We start from the raw sequence: 15,735 nt of genomic DNA, 5'->3' as shown, positions 1-15,735 counted from the left end.
GTACTCGACGAGGAAGCCGCGAAGCGGGCCGCCCGGAAGGCGGTCGCGGACCTGGTCGACGATCAGGCGATGGACGCGGTGTTGGCGCAGATCAAGGGCGACGGGCTGCGGTTGACCGGGCCGGGTGGGTTCCTGTCCGAACTGGTCAAGGCCGTGTTGGAGCGTGGGTTGCGGGCGGAGTTGACCGAGCATCTCGGCTACGGCAAGCATGATCCGTCCGGTAAGGGGTCGGGGAACTCGCGGAACGGGCACACGCCGAAGACGGTGCAGACCGAGGTCGGACCTGTCGAGGTGAAGGTGCCGCGGGATCGGGCGGGCACGTTCACCCCGGTGCTGCTGCCGAAGAACGCCCGCCGTCTCGGGGGCCTGTCGGATGTGGTCATCTCGTTGTACGCGGGTGGGATGACGGTACGCGACATCTCCCACCATCTGCATCGGGTGTACGGCACCGAGGTCGGCCCGGACACCATCTCCACCATCACCGACGAGGTCCTCGACGAGGTGAAGGCGTGGCAGACCCGGCCCCTCGATGAGGTGTATCCGATCGCCTACGTCGACGCGCTGATGGTGAAGGTCCGTGACGGCGGCACGGTGCGCAACAAGGCCTGCTACCTGGTCGTCGGTGTCGGCGTCGACGGGGTCAAGCACGTCCTCGGGATCTGGGTCCAGCAGACCGAGGGCGCGAAGTTCTGGATGCAGGTCTGCACCGAACTGCGTAACCGGGGCGTACGAGATGTCCTCATCGCCTGCTGCGACGGGCTCACCGGCCTACCCGAGGCGATCGAGGCCGTCTGGCCGCACACCACCGTGCAAACCTGCGTGGTGCACCTGATCAGAGCGGCGATGCGGTTCGTGTCCCACAAGGACCGGCGGGCGATGGTCACCGCCCTCAAGGACATCTACACCGCGCCCACGGTCGAGGCCGCCGAGACCGCCCTGCTCGCCTTCGCCGACAGCCCTCTCGGCAAGCGGTACCCCGCCGCGGTCGCCGTCCGGGAACGCGCCTGGGACCGCTTCTGCCCGTTCCTGGCCTTCCCACCCGAGGTGAGGCGGATCATCTACACCACCAACGCGATCGAGTCGTTCAACTACCAGATCCGCAAAGTGATCAAGAACCGTGGACACTTCCCCACCGACGACGCCGTGGTCAAACTGATCTGGCTGGCCATCGCCGATATCGAGGACAAACGCGCCCGCCAACGCGCCGCCGAGGCCGGCAAGCCCCGCACCCAGGCCCGACAGGCACCGCCCCGTCTCGTCGAGGGCGCCGGCGTCCACGGCTGGAAGCAGGCCCTCAACTCCCTCGACATCTTCTTCCCAGGCCGTATCCCCATCGATGTCCGATAGTTAGACAGAGTAGGGCGTTACACAGACAATCGGACAGGCTCGCGCGGGCACCGCCAAGGCCGCGGTCAGCCAGAAACTGGCCGGCCGCCGGTCCAAGGGCGAGAAACGCAACCGCAAGCGGATGTGCGAGGTCGCCGCGGTCTTCGACGTGACCGGCAAGCCGCGCACCATCGCCGACATCCTGCCCGAGGACCCCGAAGCGGCCCAAACTGCTACCCCGGCGCCGGTCACCTCCGGCAAGTGGCTGCACGCCAGCGTGACCGACGACGCCGCGGCGGTGATCGCCGCCGGGTTCGCCGAGGCCGACCGCCGCGACCCCGACCACGCTCGGACCTGGATCGCCCTGGTCGACGGCAACACCCACCAGATCGACCGGATCCACGCCGAGGCCAAAACCCGCAAGATCACCTTGCCGGTTGTTGTGGACTTCATCCACGTCATCGAGTACCTCTGGAAGGCCACCTGGTGTTTCCACCCGGAGGGCGACCCGAACGCCGAACGGTGGGTCCGCGCCCAGGCCCGGCAGGTGTTGGCCGGACGGGCCGGCATAGTCGCCGCAGCCATCCGACGCAAGGCCACCTACCACGGCCTGGACGACTCTGCTGCCCAATTCGGTTCAGGCGGCGAGGGCGTGATCGAGGCGTTGGAGGTTGCTGGTCCGGGCTGTTGGTAGGGGGTGGTCGGTCCACCAGGTGTGGAGTCGGACGAGGTTGAGGGCGATCGCGGAGAACACGTGTTGGAGGCGGGTTTTCGCGAGGCCGCGGTAGCGGGTGTGGCGGATGCCGGTGATGTCGAGGGCCTGGTTGATGGTGCCTTCGACGCCGGCGCGCAGCTTGTACTTGTCGTGCCAGCTGTCGCTGGTCTGTCGGGTGCGGGCAGCGGTGAGGGCGTGGTGGAGGTCGCGGGGGTAGAAGGTGAGTTGCCGGCCGCCGCGTTTCGCGGTGGTGCACTGGGCGCGGGCGGGGCACGGGCCGCAGGTGGTGGTGGGGAACTTGACCACGATGACCTCGGTGCCGCGTTGGACCGTGGGGCTCCAGGAGGTGTTGGTGTGTCCTTGGGGGCAGGTGACCTGCCGGGTGTCGAAGTCGATGGTGAAGCAGGTCTTGTCGTAGCCGGTGCGGGCACGGGCCTGGGCGGACTGGTCGAGCAGGGCCGGGGTGACCATGGTGACGCCGAAAGTCTGCGCGGTGGCGATGGTGTCGGCTGAGGGGTAGCCGGAGTCGAGGTAGTGCTCGGCGGGCAGCAGCCGGCGGTCGTGCAGGTGCTGGTGGATGCCGGTGGTGGCTTTCACGTCGGGGACGGTGGCCGCCGTGGTGGCCACGTTGACGATCAGGTTCGGTGTCGGCCGGGGACCGGTCTGGCCGTCGTGGTCGCTGGTGGTGCCGTGCTCGGTGTCGGGGTCGCAGGTCTCGGTCAGGTGGACCTTGTAGCCGTTCCAGAACAGGTCGTCGCCTTTTGCGGCCCACCGGGTGTCGGTGTCGTACGGGGAGGTGATCCGGGATCTGGCGGGCGGGAGACCGTCCGTGTCCGCCTCCCGCCGCCGGATCACCTCCCGCCCCCTGCTGTCGGTGGTGATCAGATAGTTCTGCACCAGCACGGTGCGCAGCGTCCGCACCGCGGGCAGTTCGGCCAGCCAGACCGGGGCGGCAGGGGCGAACACCGCGCGCAGCAGGGCGACGGCGTCGGTGCCGTAGACCTGGGCGAGGCGGTCCCGCTTGGCCTGCGAGGCGGGTAGCCGCCAGGAATCGATGCGTGGCCCGCTACCGGTGCGCCCACTCGCCGACGTCGATAGCGGTGGCCAGCCAGTCCGGTGCGGCCACCGACAACGTTTCCAGGCAGGCCCGTACCGACTCGCCGGCCACCTCCAGACGGTTGAGGTCTCGCACCGCGCTGATCACGTGAGTGGAATCGGTGCGCTGCTTACCACCAGCCGCGATCAGGCCCTTGCCGGTCGACACGGTCAGCATCGCGGTGAAGACCTGTTCTTCCAGGCCGTGCTCGACCAGCCGGGTACGGAACTTGGACAGCACGCTGGCGTCGAAGCCGGGATCGGTCAGCTCCAGGCCGAGCGCGTACTTCCAGTCGATCGCCCGGGCGACCATCCGCGCGGCCTGCCGATCGGTCAGGTTCTCCGCGAACTGCAACGCGGTCACCAGCGCTAAGGCGCCCGGCGATTCGGCCGGAGCGCCCCGGACACCGAACGCGGCAGCGAACTGTTCGTCGGTGAACACCTCACCCAGGTGGTCACGCGCTGATATCGCCACGCTGCCGTTCGGGAACGCCGCGCGGGCCACCAGCACCGTCTGATCAGGAATCTGGACCCGCGACCGCGGCTGCATCGACACCCGTACACCCCATCCCGCAGCCACCGACGGAAGGAACACGACCGCGAACAGGGATCATGACCCCGTAACCGGCCAGTACGAACGATCCCGACGGCGTGTCACGAATTCGGCAGCAGAGTCCTGGACCCCAGCAAACGCAAACCCGCCGATGTCGCCGCCGCCTACCTGCTGGCCAAAAAACCGTACCTGGACTACCCGACCGCGCTGGCCAACGGGTGGCCGATCGCCACCGGGGTGATCGAAGGCGCCTGCCGCCACCTGGTCAAAGATCGTATGGACGTCACCGGCGCCCGCTGGGGCCTCGACGGCGCCGAAGCAATCCTCAAACTCCGCACCCTGATCAGCAACGGCGACTTCGACCAGTACTGGACCTGGCACCTGGCCCAGGAACAACAACGCATCCACAACAGCCGCTACCTCGGCGGTGCCATCCCACAATAGACGATCACCTCAGAGGAGCCGCACCCTAACCAAACCGCTGCAACTCATCGCCTGGATACGACACCCTCGTCTCCTCATCCATCCTGGAGTATTCGGCGCACGAGCCGGTCGTGGCGGCCGGGCGGCACCTCCGAGCACACCCGCCCGACCACCACACCCCCCCAAGGCCGCTCCGGCAGGCATGACGAGGCGACACACAGGGGTCTGGGGCAGCGCCAAAGCCACTGCACCGCCCCGGGTCACCCGCCGCCGCTGCCCTCATAGCGACCGACGGCGGGGATGTCCTCATTGAACTTTGAGACATCCTAAAAAGCAACACCTTCAACTAAGGATGTCTCTATCGAAACTGCGTTCAGGCAAAGTTGACTCCCGAGCGACAAGCCCAACGGCGACACCCCTCCTGGGTGCGCGTATCATTTGAGTGAGACATCCCTGTGAGGAGGCGACCGTGGCCGATCTAGTCGGACTGGACCCCGTTCGACGTAGTTTCGCCCGTTTGTTCTTTACTCTGCGCACTCGCGCGCAGGTGACGCAGGATCGAGCCGCGAAGGAACTGGAACTTGGCCGCGCCACGATCCTTCGGCTGGAGACAGCCGAGGACGGCGTGAAATTGCCTGTTCGACTGGTCGACGCGATGGCTGATTTGTTCGGCGCCGACGACAAGGAACGCCAACTCCTCCTCGCGCTCGCCGCCGAGACACGTAACGGTCGACAACAGTCCTGGTGGCAGAACTACACCAGCTCCGAGGTACCAGCCTGGTTCAGTCTCTATCTGTCGCTGGAGGAGTTCGCGAAGCGCATCCGTGTGCATTTCGGGGATCTGCTTCCCGGCCTGGTCCAGGAGCCGGCGTACGCTCGTGCCGTCATCAGCGTCCCGCCGGGCAGGGAACCGCGCGAGGAAGTGGAACGCCGCGTCGAGTCTCGGCTACACCGTCAGCGACTACTGGAACGCAGCTCAGTCGTTTTCGAGGCCATCGGCTCTGAAGGAGCGCTACACCGAATGGTCGGGGGAGCCGACACCATGAGGCGGCAACTGGAACGAATCCTGCGTCTGACCGAACGCGACAACGCCAGCGTGCGGATCATTCCCTTCGGGACCGGCGTGCACGCCGGCATGGCCGCCTCCGATTTCACACTGCTCGACTTCCCTGAAACAGCAACAGCCGCCAACGGAAACGGTTCGGCAATGAATGACTCCATCGCCGAACCCGCGCTCGCCTACGTCGAAACCTTCACCGGCGCCATGTACACCCAAACCGTCAGCGACGTAGAGGCCTATGACGCCGTGTGGAAGGACCTGAAGGAACGGGCGCTCACGGCGGACGACTCCAGAGCGCTGATCGAGGAACGCTTGAAGGAGATGATGCGATCGAAAGCACAGGAAAGGTCCCGCTAAACGAGCTGGGCCGGCGTTGCCCAGGATTTTTCCCCGTGGGTGCGCTCGCATTGCTCCCTCGGATAACGGTTTCGTACTCTCATTCGACGATGTAAGGACACAACGATGGTAAAGCTGGTCAGGCCCGGAGAACTGGTCGGAGCCCGATGGTTCAAAAGCAGCAGAAGCAACAACGGTCAGGGATGCGTTGAGGTCGCCCTCAACCTCGCCGGCGCCGTGTATATGAGGGACACAAAGGACAACGGCGAGGGTCCGATCCTGCACTTCACAGACGCCGGATGGGATGCGTTCGTAGGCGCTGTCAAGAAGAACAACTTCGGCAAGTGACCCTGGTGGCATCGAACGATGCCACCCAGGACCACACTGCCCCGTTCGTGCGGTGATGCCGGCAGCATCACCGATGCTGGCGGCCCGCCTTGTTCCTGCGACCCGACGCTGCGGTCGGACGCCGACCCTGGATCAGGACATCGATAACCAGCACAGTATCGCAGACGGTAGCCGGCATCAGCGGTGTCGGCTACCGACGTCTCCGCGTTGCTCAACACGAGTCCGTCCGTGACGCTGGCAGTGGTGACCGGCGTGCGCCGCGTCTACCTGCCGCTCCGGCATCCTCACCCGGCCGCTCGTTGAGGGCCATGGGAGTGTCTGCCCGTGATGCCGGCGGCATCATCAGCGGGGGTGACCATCCCGCCGGGTCGCCCGCGACCGACGTTGCTCTTGCTGGCGTTCGGCGGCTCTTGGCTGAACGCGCTGCCTGTGGCTCTGTGGTGTATCGGTCATGGTCGGCGATGGCAATATGGGTCGTCGTGCCGTCGCCGATCGCAGTGACTAGCATCGTGTGCGCGTCGTCGTAGTCCAGCGGCGTCACTTCGACCTTCATCGCCCACGCGGCTAGTTCGAACGTCGGCGGTGGTGTCCACGCCCACAGCACTCGTGCCGAGGTCAGTTCGGCTGGCTTGCGGCGACGCCATGCTTGGAAGGTGTCAGTGCGCCAGATCAGTAGCGGCACGTCGCGGTCCGCGCCGTCGCGCTGCGCGCCGTCGCCGATGATCGCGAGGACGGCGCCGATGGTGGCGTCGAGGGTGTCGCGGACGGGTACGCCGTGGGCCTCGGCGCCGCGGCGCAGGTAGTGGACGCTGACCGCATCGGGCGGCAGGCCGAGCACGACACGGCCGGAGGTTTCCGTCCGCCCGTACTCGATGTTGGTGTTCAGCCCCGGCAGGTCGGGCATCCGGCGTGGTACCCAGAACATGATGACGTCGGCGACGGCCATCCAGCGTTCCTCCCAGTCCTGGGAGATGTAGCCGGCCTGCGGCCGGTGGCGGTCGCGGGCCTCGGGGACGAACACGACGAGGGTTCCCGGCCCGGTCCAGCCGTCGACGATCAGGTGTAGCGCTTCGGGTCGCCACGACGGCGCGTCGGGATCGCGGGGCATCGGCCCGGCGACGAACATTGACGCCTGCCAGGCGCCGGGCGGTTGCTCGCCGGCGTACACGACGACCGTCTTTCCCATGGGGGTTCTCCTTGCTGCTGGGTGGCTGGTCATCAGAGCTGGATGCCGACACGTTCGCACAGGCCGCGCAGCTCGGCCCAGCCCGAGCCACGCCGGGCCCGGTCCAGGGCGCCGCGCAGGGTTTCGGCCACGATCGGGGAGCTGCGCACGCGCTGCGGCGCGAGGCGTTCGCCGACCAGGAGCATCCGCACTGCCTCGGTGTCCTTGCCGGTATTCGACAGGGCGCGGGCGAGGTCGATGTAGAACGCGACCTGCCGGGACACGGCCGGGACGAGGTGCGGGGTCACGCCGCGGGCGATGTGCACGGCGTGGCCGGGATCGTTGCCGTCGGCTTCCATGCTGATGCGCCAGAAGTCGATGTTGGTGGGGCCGAAGTTGAGGCCGAGCGCGTCGGATTGGCCGGTGCGCGCGGCGATGTCGGCGGCCTCGGTGACCGCGGCGGCGGCGCCGTCGATGTCGCCTTGGGCGTACTTGGCGAACCCGGACAGGGTGACCAGCTGTCCGAGCAGTTCGAGGCCGCCGGGCTTGGCCAGGTGCCCTTGCAGCGCGGTGGCGCCCTGCTCGGCGATGATCTGCGCGCGGGTGTAGAGGCCGATGCCGCTGGCGGCGTGGGCCTGCGACCAGGCGGCCATGCCCAGCATGATCGGGTCGTCAAGGGCGGTCGCGGCTTGCCGGGCGCGGTCGGCCACGAGTACGGCGGAGGCGGGTTCGCCGAGGTATCGGATGACGAACGAGGCCGCGTCGGCGGTGATCACCAGGGCCTTGAGCGCTTCGGCGCGTTGGCTGCCGGCGGCTGCGGCGTGCAGACCCGCCAGGAGTTCGGGTAGGAGGCGGGCGGCACCGAGGTAGTCGCAGCCGAACCGCAGCGCGGCCACGGTGTCGAGCTGTTGCAGCAGCGGCGGGAGCGGTCCGGCCGCGACGGTGGCCGGGTAGTCGAGGTCGGCTTCGATGATCGCCTTGGTGATGCCGTGGATCGCCTCGCGGGACTGGCCCTTGTCACCGGGCAGTACCCCGGTCGTGGTCAGGTCGGACAGCGGCACCCGCAGCGCGGTGGCGATCTCGGCGAGGACGAACCGGTTGTCGGCCGACCGCAGGCCGTTCTCGATGCGCGACCACGTGGTGTGGCTTATCCGGGCGACGCTGGCGGCGTAGCGGATCGACCAGCCGCGCTGCTGGCGCAGCAGTTTGATGCGATCGCCGATCGGTTCGTCGGAGATCAGGCGCGGTGGCCGCATCACTTTCCTTCCCTTGTGGACGATCGACTTGTCTGGTCATCGCCTGCCACCAGGGTAGACGTTGCGGTGCCACTTGGCACCAGTCATGTCCGTCGATGGGACTACGGTCGGCCCACGGGACGTGGTGGTCCGTGACACGAGCCTCCGGGCCGCTGCACCCGGACCCTGCCGGAGTCGGAGGTGGACTATGGGCCAGCACCGCGTCACGTGGTCGTACGAGCGGGGGCGTGAGGTGTGCTCCTGCGGCGGTGACCTGCCGTGCCCGGCCGCTGCCCTGGCCGCCCCGACCCAGCAGCTGCATTCGCTGATCGGCGACCGCGCCGGCGTCGCGCCGCTGCTGTCGTCTGCCTGGCGACGCCTGCTCGCCATGCGGTCCTGAGCCGGGGGCACGCCCGGGTACGGCGCCGACCGCACCCCGGACCGGGCCCGGCGTGCCCCCGCCTCAACGGACCTGCACCGGGGCCCAGAAGCAGGGGTGTCCCGTCCCTGCTGGCGATAGCGAAGGAGCGATCATGGAAACCACACTCGATCCCGCGGCCGTTGGCGCCCGCGCCGCCGAGATCCTGAGCCAGATGCAGGCTCACAAGCTCTGGGAGCGGTTCACGACCAGCAGCATGAAGTACAGCCCGTGTTGGGCGACCTACACCGGCATGCCCTCCATCAGCCGGTTCAACCTGGACTCGGATGGGCAGCCGCTGTTGGTCGAGGCGATGCGGGCGCTCGCGCTCAAGGCTGCCGTGTTCGAACTGTCGGGCGGCGACGAGAAGGTCGCCGAGCTGCTGCTGTCGTTGCCCGTCGACGACATGGTTCACGCCGTCCTGGCCCAGCACACCGTCATGTCGTGGATCGAGCGTGACCTCGGGGTGCTGTTCCCGCACGACACCGACTTGGAGGACTTCACCTACACCCGCGGGTGCGTCACCGACGTGTACTACGCCGCGGCCGGCTGGGGCGAGCAGCCGGTGCGCTACTGGCTCGACTCCCGCGAGGTCAACCGGCGCATCGCCCACCTCAACGAGCTGTACGGCACCGTCGGCATCACGGCGGGCGGCCGGTCGCATGACATCGACTTCGACGCCATGTTCGGCGACGACGCCGAGCGGGTGGCCGTCTAAACCCTGGCCATCTCGACCGACAGCACCCGGCGCAGGATCTTCACGACCTCGCCGGGTGCGAACCTCTCCCCGGCGATCCGTTCCAGCCGAGCCACCACGGTGAAGATCCGGTCCGGGCCGGTGGTCCGCAGATGCGCCACCATCCACGCGCTCAGATCATCCAGCGAGTCGGGCAGCACGAGCGCTTCCTGCGGTGGCTCAAGGACTTGGAGATGCGCCAGGTCCGGCAACGGCTCACGAGCCGATGCGTACGCCCCGGGCGGCATCCCCACCCGGTACGGGTGCACGCACACCGGGGTCCCCGAAGGGGTCGCCCGCCAGCCGAGCCGCTGGTTGAACGCCAGTTCACGGGCGGGCCGGGCGACGACGTCGAACCGGCCGGGCGCGAGCAGCTGCGCGGGGCAGATCCCGCACGTCTCTTCGCACCAGCGCTCCAGCGGACCTTCCACCCTCACATCGTAGGGGCTGAACAGGAGGTATTGGCGATGACGATTTTCGCGCCGCCCCGGGCGCCGGTCGTCGAGGACGCCCTGGCGGTGGCTAAGCAATGGTGCGCGGGGCGCACGATCGACGACCGGCCCGCGCTCACCCACGCCGCCCGCGTCGCCGTCACCGTCGGCGAACACCAGCCTGACGTGGACGCCGACGTCGTGGCCGCCGCGCTGCTGCACGACGCGCCCGAGTTCGCGCCCGCCACCCTGGACCTCGACGGGTTCCTCGACGATCGGTTCGGCGCGGAGGTCCGCCGGCTGATCCGGGGCATGCAGTCCGAGCACGATGCCATCGACCGCCAGGAGCCGGTCATCCCCGACCCCGCCGACGGCCACCTCATGCTGCTGTCAACGGCGGACAAGGTCGTCGCCCTGCGGTCGCTGCTGCGCCGGGCGGGCCTGTCCGGCGACGTCACTGCGTTCTTCGCCCGCCGCCGTCCGCTGCTTGACCTGCTCGCCTTCTTCCGCACCTTCCAGCGCACGAGCGTCGACGCCGTACCCGCAAGCCTCAGCGCGGCTCTCGACACCGTTTTGGTCGACCTCGCCGAGGCCACAGCGGCGGTCTCCAGATCATGAGCCCACTCGATGTGCCCCAGCTCAACGCGGTCTGCGAGGAGCTGTGCCAGCGCGCGGGCCTCGCCGCCCCAACCAGGCGTGAGGCCATCCGGGTGTGGGAACTGTCCGGAGTGCAACGGCTCACCCTGGCCGACGGCCACACCGTGATCGTCAAATACGCCATGGCGCCGTTCACCGGAGAGGCCCGGGTACTGCGGGCCGCCGCCGACGCCGGGGTACCCGTGCCCGCCGTCCTCGCCGCCACAATCCACGACAACAGGCTGGTCATGGTCATGGATGATCTCGGGGATCCCGTACGCGAGCCCGATGACATCGACGGTGCGGCGGCTGCTGCGGCCTTGCACCAGGCCACGATCGAGCCTGGTGGCCTGCACGTGTGGGGCGAAGCCCAGCTCGCAGACATCCCGTCCAGCGCGATCGCGCTGCTGACCGGGTTACGGGCCGATGGCCGGCTCCCCGGCGCTGCGGACCTCCTGCGGCCCCTTGACCTGCTCGCCCGGGATGCCCGGCGCCTGGTTTCCGGTGCCGAAACCCCGCCGTTCGGCGTCGTGCACGGCGAGTTCCACCCGACCGCGCTACACATCGGGCGCCACGGCGTACACATGATCGACTTCGCCATGGCCTATGTCGGACCAGGCATCTTCGACCTCGCGACCTGGCAAGGCACCCGGCAGCCACCCGACACCGCCCGCATCGACACCCAACTTCACGCGTACATCCACGCAGGCGGCGACCCACGCGTGCTCGACCCTCGCGGCGGCCAACCCGCCGACGTGTGGGCACTGGGCTGGCATCGCCTCTGGAGCGCCGCCTGGTTCCTACGCCAGGCCGCATCCGCCGCCGATGACGCCGACGACGTTCGCGTGGAACAGATCATCCGCCGACAGGTCACCAGCGCGGCCGGGCTGCTACGTAGCTGTCGCCGTTGCCACCGGACTTGGTGGCCTTGATACCCGGCGGTATTCGGCCAGCTCGGTGGCTTTCACTGCCGGTTTTCCGGGCGTACTCCCTACTCCAGTGTCGGGCAAGGCGCAGCGGTTGGACTCGAAGTGCGGACAGGGGATCGTGTATACGGTGGCCGACGTTGAGGGATTGCATGCAGATCGTCTGGTGGCAGAGGTGATGTCGAGGAGAGTGATGCCGCCGGCATCACCGTGGTGGTTGGGGTGATAGGCCGGTCCGGGTGATGCCGCCGGCATCAGGCACCAGATACCTGAGGCACCGGGGTGCCTACCCGGCGACGACAAATTCGTCGGGACGCCCGCCGCGACTCTCGCGCTTGGTGCGGTACGCGTGCACCCCCCGTGGCGGGCGGGCCAGCTCGGCGCGAGCTTCGGGGGCTCATCCATCAGCCGATTTGCCCATCGGGCGCGATCGTTGCCGGCGTGGCCGTACCGGTGATGCCGGCGGCATCGAGCTACTGCGGTTGTCGGGTGGGGGTGTGGTCAAGGAGGTGTAGCGCGGTGGTTACCTGGCCTTGCGTCCGGGGCGCCACGTGCTGGTGGCGGGGTAGTACAGCACGGTGGCGCCGATCTGCGTCCATCGGCCCAGGCGTACCGGTGTTTCCTTGCTGATCATGAAGCCGCAGCTCTGGTAGTAGGTGACCAGCGGTGGCCGGGTGGTCCGGATGACGAGGACAGCGCCGCGGGCGTCAGCGCGCCGTTGCAGCCAGTGCAGGAGGCGTCGACCGGCTCCGCCGCTGCCGTAGAGGTCCATGCCGTACCAGCGTTCCGGGCGGTGATCGGCCGACAGCGGCTGGGTCCACCGGATGGCGAGTTCACCGTGGGGGCCTTCGCACCAGTGCGGCACCCACCCACGTTCGGGGTGTTGGAGCCGTCGCTGCCAGACTCGTCGGATCGCCACCTGTCCCGTCGCGACTGCGATGATCACGGCTGGTATCACGGCCAGCGGCAGCACCAGCAGTTCCGGGGCCCATGGCATCAGCATCGTGGCGATGATCCCGGCGATGCCGGCGCCGGCAGCACCGACCACGGCGGCGATGCCCAAGGGGCCGCGCCATCCGTGCCGCAGGGTTCCCCAGCGCCATCGACGGATCATGAAGTGCAGTAGCCGCGCTTGGTCGGCGCGGGGAATGCCGGTGTGGAAACGCCACCCGTCATCGTGCTCCACTGTCGCCTACCGTTCGTCCTCGGCTGCCTGGAAGTTGTGCAGCCGAGGACGCTACCCGGCCGATGGACTCATCATCCACAACCTCAATCGGGGTACCGGCGCCCCTCGCCGCGCGAGCCGGTCGTGGGTGGCCGGGCGGGGTGGTGGCGCGGTTACCCGTTTCGTCCTACGGTGCTGAGGCAGCGCACCCATCGGCGCCACATGGTGCAGGCCGGGTACGCCTGCGATCTGATGCGGGAAGGGACTGTGCGGTATGACGCGATCGTTGCCCAGGGTGGTTGCCCCGTTGTTCTCGCCCGCGGCGCTGCTGCCGATGGGGGAGCCTGGCGGGGTGAGCTATCCGATGGCGCATGCGCCGGGTCGGCGTCGCCCGTATGGGGCGAGTCTGGCGGTGCCGATGCCGGTGCAGGGTAAGCACCACACCACCGCCACCTCTCCGCGCACGAACATGGCGACGGAGACGTCGTCTGACGGCACGGTGCGCCGTGACAGTCAGGCCGACACGGGCTCGGACAGCTAGCGGGTGGGCCGTCGGGACGTGACGTCCAGGGACACGGTCCTGGTCTTGACCAGCGCGGGGGATCCGACAGCGGAGGCGGTGGTCTGCGCGTTGGCGCGGGCCGGGGCCACCATCGCCCGGTTCGACACGGGTGACTTCCCACTCGGGTTGGGGTTGTCGGCGACAACCGCGGCGGCGGGCGGCTGGGCCGGGTCGGTGACCGGCGCCTGGGGCGTGCTGGACCTGGAGCGGGTTCGATCGGTGTTCTACTGGCGTCCGACCAGTTTCCGGCTGCCGTCGGGGATGTCACCGGCCGATGAGGTGTGGGCGGCTGTCGAGGCCCGCCACGGCTGGGGCGGTCTCCTGGCGAGCCTGGATGCGCGGTGGGTCAACGATCCGGTCCGCAGTGCCGCCGCCGAGTACAAGCCGTTGCAGCTGTCGGTGGCCGCGCGGTGCGGGCTCGCGGTGCCGCGCACGCTGGTGAGCAACGTGCACACCGATGTAGTCGACTTCGCCCGCCAGATCGGGGGCCCGGTGGTGTGTAAACCGTTGTCCTCACTGGTGTTCGCCGAGAACGGCGAGGAGCCGACCAAGACCTACACCACGATCATCGACCCCGCGTCGGTCGACCCGGACGCGTTCGCGATGACCGCGCACCTGGTGCAGGAGTACATCAACAAGGCCTACGAGGTCCGGGTCACGGCGGCCGGGAAGACGCTGCTCGCCGTGTCGATCCGCTCGTCCTCGCCGGCCGGCCGGGTGGACTGGCGCGCCGACTACGACTCGCTCACTACGGCGGGTCTCCGTGCCCGAGGCGGTGGCGTCGGGCATCGACCGATTCCTGACCCAGATGGGCCTGGCCTACGGCGCGTTCGACTTCGCCGTCACCCCATCCGAGCAGTGGATCTTCCTGGAGTGCAACCCGGTCGGCCACTGGTTGTGGCTGGAACACGAGACCGGCGCCCCCATCGCTGACGCCATCGCGGAGCTGCTGCTGCAAGGAACACGGGGATGAGCACGTGGCAGCGGCACGCGGACGAACTGGCCGCGGCCCTGACCCGCGCCGGGGCCCTGACCCCTGGCTGGCGAGCGGCGTTCACCCAATCCCCGACACATCTTCGTCCCCCACTTCTACCTCGAAGACGACAGCAACAGCCGCGTCGACGCGGACACCCCGGCCGGGCTCGCCGCGGTCTACGCCGACGAGTCGCTGGTCACGCAGGTCGCCCCGCACCCCGGGGGCGGCTTCACGGTCCCCACCAGCTCGTCGACTCGGCCGAGCTGATGGCGCGGATGCGACATGCTCGACGTCACCGACAACACGACGGTCCTGGAGATCGGCACCGGCACCGGCTACAACACCGCCCTGCTATGCCACCGCCTCGGCGACCGGCAGGTAGCCAGCATCGACATCGACCCCTGCTCGTCGAGACCGCACGCACACGGCTGGCCAGCCTCGGCTACCACCCGCACCTAACAGCAGGAGACGGCGCAGGCGGCGTGCCCGCCCACGCCCCGTTCGACAGGATCATCGCCACCGCGGCGGTCACCGCCATCCCCCGACGTGGATCACCCAACTCACCGACCGCGGCAGGATCGTGGCCGACATCCGCGGCGAACTGGCCTCCGCGTGATCATCGCCGACAAAACGGCCCCACCAGGTACGCGGCCGGTTCCACGACACACCGGGCACTTCATGTGGCTGCGCGCCCGCGCCGAGCACCCCTCCGCAACGGCACCGACCCGACCACCGTGTTCGACTTCACCGACCCGGAACACGCCACACCGACATCCCGTCGACGCGTTCACCGACCGCAGCTTCGGGTTCCTGCTCCAGACCGCCCTGCCCAACCTCGGCCCCATCAGTGGCACCTACCAGACGGCGGCGACGGCGTGTTCCTCCACGCCGAGGACTGCTCCTGGATCCAGTACCGGCCCGGCCGGGACACCGCCACCGTCACCTACGGCGGCCCCCGACCGCTGTGGACCGTCACGACACTGGCACCGCTGGCACCGCTGGCACCGCCCAGCATCGACCGGTACGGCATCACCGCCCCGACGACGGCCGTCACCACATCTGGCTCGACCACGACCACACCAGCACGACCATCGTCACCACCCGGCCACCGGACCAGCCGGCGCCAGCGCACGTGATGCCGGCGGCATCACCTAATCGCCGCCAGGTCAGGACAGGAGACCACCAATGACCTACCAACCAACCAGGACTGCATCTCACCTACAGCTGAGCGGGCTACTGGCACTTCATGCTCTACATCGAGCCACCGGGACACACCGGCAGCGCAACGCGCCCAGCAGCTCGACGCCTCGCAGCCGCTACGCGGCCGAATGGCGCGACAGGCTCACCCTATGCGCCCCGACGCCTGCACGTTCCCTCGTCACCCCAGACGACGCGCCAAAACTGTGGCATCCCTGCGTTACGACGACCCCGATTCACCGTCTGCGATCGCGGACGGATGCGTGTGCTGGCAGACGTTCCGCCCCCGGCACCTGGCTGCCCGTCGCCGTACACACTACGAACTGTCACCGGCAAGCACGAGCACTGGAAGTACCACACCTACGCCCACTTGCGCTGCCCGACGGCGAACGCCTGACCACGCTCATCATCGACCGCGAAGCCCACATGGTC

General features: G+C 68.5%; 16 protein-coding genes and 3 pseudogenes. 13 read left to right on the top strand and 6 right to left on the bottom strand.

The genetic code is table 11. The annotated features are described in order from the left end of the window. The first annotated feature begins 69 nt into the window (after nucleotides 1–69). Complete coding sequence (locus QTQ03_RS28185; RefSeq protein WP_502889892.1) at nucleotides 70–1,347, top strand: IS256 family transposase; 1,278 nt, start codon at nucleotides 70–72, stop codon at nucleotides 1,345–1,347. Nucleotides 1,348–1,468: 121 nt separating this feature from the next. Continuing rightward, complete coding sequence (locus QTQ03_RS28180) at nucleotides 1,469–2,020, top strand: hypothetical protein (RefSeq protein WP_289281057.1); 552 nt, start codon at nucleotides 1,469–1,471, stop codon at nucleotides 2,018–2,020. Here the strand turns inward: QTQ03_RS28180 and QTQ03_RS28175 are convergent. Then, nucleotides 1,964–3,007, bottom strand: coding sequence for a transposase (locus tag QTQ03_RS28175; protein ID WP_289277557.1), 1,044 nt, complete (start codon nucleotides 3,005–3,007; stop codon nucleotides 1,964–1,966). The two genes, QTQ03_RS28180 and QTQ03_RS28175, sit on opposite strands and share 57 nt — an antisense overlap. A gap of 100 nt (nucleotides 3,008–3,107) precedes the next feature. Further along, nucleotides 3,108–3,686 carry a transposase gene (locus QTQ03_RS28170; protein WP_289281138.1) on the bottom strand — a complete coding sequence of 193 codons (579 nt, stop codon included), beginning with the start codon at nucleotides 3,684–3,686 and terminating at the stop codon, nucleotides 3,108–3,110. A gap of 120 nt (nucleotides 3,687–3,806) precedes the next feature. Between QTQ03_RS28170 and QTQ03_RS28165 the strand changes: the two are divergent. The 3 genes and pseudogenes from QTQ03_RS28165 to QTQ03_RS28155 form a co-directional block, all read left to right on the top strand. After that, nucleotides 3,807–4,133: pseudogene (locus QTQ03_RS28165) on the top strand (ISKra4 family transposase); the annotation flags it as partial. Nucleotides 4,134–4,581: 448 nt separating this feature from the next. Beyond that, nucleotides 4,582–5,529: a helix-turn-helix domain-containing protein gene (locus QTQ03_RS28160; protein ID WP_289281056.1), complete on the top strand. Its 948-nt coding sequence runs from the start codon at nucleotides 4,582–4,584 to the stop codon at nucleotides 5,527–5,529. A 105-nt stretch (nucleotides 5,530–5,634) separates the two neighbouring features. Next, nucleotides 5,635–5,856, top strand: coding sequence for a DUF397 domain-containing protein (locus tag QTQ03_RS28155; protein WP_289281055.1), 222 nt, complete (start codon nucleotides 5,635–5,637; stop codon nucleotides 5,854–5,856). Nucleotides 5,857–6,067: 211 nt separating this feature from the next. Here QTQ03_RS28155 and QTQ03_RS28150 read toward each other — a convergent pair whose 3' ends face one another. Together QTQ03_RS28150 and QTQ03_RS28145 are read right to left on the bottom strand one after the other, a co-directional pair. Next, on the bottom strand, nucleotides 6,068–7,042 hold the full coding sequence (locus QTQ03_RS28150; RefSeq protein WP_289281054.1) for a hypothetical protein: 975 nt from the start codon (nucleotides 7,040–7,042) through the stop codon (nucleotides 6,068–6,070). Between the two features lie 32 nt (nucleotides 7,043–7,074). Further along, nucleotides 7,075–8,277, bottom strand: coding sequence for a helix-turn-helix domain-containing protein (locus QTQ03_RS28145; protein WP_289281053.1), 1,203 nt, complete (start codon nucleotides 8,275–8,277; stop codon nucleotides 7,075–7,077). A 187-nt stretch (nucleotides 8,278–8,464) separates the two neighbouring features. On the opposite strand from QTQ03_RS28145, the gene QTQ03_RS28140 reads away from it, so the two are divergent. Both QTQ03_RS28140 and QTQ03_RS28135 read left to right on the top strand, forming a co-directional pair. Beyond that, nucleotides 8,465–8,656, top strand: coding sequence for a hypothetical protein (locus tag QTQ03_RS28140; RefSeq protein ID WP_289281052.1), 192 nt, complete (start codon nucleotides 8,465–8,467; stop codon nucleotides 8,654–8,656). Nucleotides 8,657–8,789: 133 nt separating this feature from the next. Further along, nucleotides 8,790–9,392, top strand: coding sequence for a hypothetical protein (locus tag QTQ03_RS28135; RefSeq protein ID WP_289281051.1), 603 nt, complete (start codon nucleotides 8,790–8,792; stop codon nucleotides 9,390–9,392). On the opposite strand, the gene QTQ03_RS28130 is transcribed toward QTQ03_RS28135, so the two are convergent. Then, the gene (locus QTQ03_RS28130) at nucleotides 9,389–9,847 is read right to left on the bottom strand and encodes a hypothetical protein (protein WP_289281050.1); all 459 of its coding nucleotides are present in this window, start codon (nucleotides 9,845–9,847) and stop codon (nucleotides 9,389–9,391) included. The two genes, QTQ03_RS28135 and QTQ03_RS28130, sit on opposite strands and share 4 nt — an antisense overlap. A gap of 30 nt (nucleotides 9,848–9,877) precedes the next feature. Here QTQ03_RS28130 and QTQ03_RS28125 point away from each other — a divergent pair, with 30 nt between their 5' ends. Beyond that, a complete protein-coding gene (locus tag QTQ03_RS28125) occupies nucleotides 9,878–10,459 on the top strand; it encodes an HD domain-containing protein (RefSeq protein ID WP_289281049.1) in 582 nt (193 codons plus the stop codon). Continuing rightward, nucleotides 10,456–11,409, top strand: coding sequence for a protein kinase family protein (locus tag QTQ03_RS28120; protein WP_289281048.1), 954 nt, complete (start codon nucleotides 10,456–10,458; stop codon nucleotides 11,407–11,409). The genes QTQ03_RS28125 and QTQ03_RS28120 overlap by 4 nt, the downstream gene beginning before the upstream one ends. Before the next feature lie 517 nt (nucleotides 11,410–11,926). Here QTQ03_RS28120 and QTQ03_RS28115 read toward each other — a convergent pair. After that, complete coding sequence (locus tag QTQ03_RS28115; protein WP_289281047.1) at nucleotides 11,927–12,589, bottom strand: GNAT family N-acetyltransferase; 663 nt, start codon at nucleotides 12,587–12,589, stop codon at nucleotides 11,927–11,929. A gap of 538 nt (nucleotides 12,590–13,127) precedes the next feature. On the opposite strand from QTQ03_RS28115, the gene QTQ03_RS28110 reads away from it, so the two are divergent. The 4 genes and pseudogenes from QTQ03_RS28110 to QTQ03_RS28095 form a co-directional block, all read left to right on the top strand. Next, nucleotides 13,128–14,063, top strand: coding sequence for an MvdC/MvdD family ATP grasp protein (locus QTQ03_RS28110; protein WP_289281046.1), 936 nt, complete (start codon nucleotides 13,128–13,130; stop codon nucleotides 14,061–14,063). A 325-nt stretch (nucleotides 14,064–14,388) separates the two neighbouring features. Then, a pseudogene (locus QTQ03_RS28105) lies at nucleotides 14,389–14,591 on the top strand (methyltransferase domain-containing protein); the annotation flags it as partial. Nucleotides 14,592–14,981: 390 nt separating this feature from the next. Next, a complete protein-coding gene (locus QTQ03_RS28100; protein WP_289281143.1) occupies nucleotides 14,982–15,242 on the top strand; it encodes a hypothetical protein in 261 nt (86 codons plus the stop codon). Between the two features lie 95 nt (nucleotides 15,243–15,337). Beyond that, nucleotides 15,338–15,735 (top strand): annotated as a pseudogene (locus QTQ03_RS28095) (hypothetical protein); the annotation flags it as partial.

Origin of the sequence: Micromonospora sp. WMMA1363 (genome assembly GCF_030345795.1) — a bacterium.
Taxonomy (GTDB): domain Bacteria; phylum Actinomycetota; class Actinomycetes; order Mycobacteriales; family Micromonosporaceae; genus Micromonospora.
This window is presented reverse-complemented; position numbering and strand designations above follow the sequence as displayed.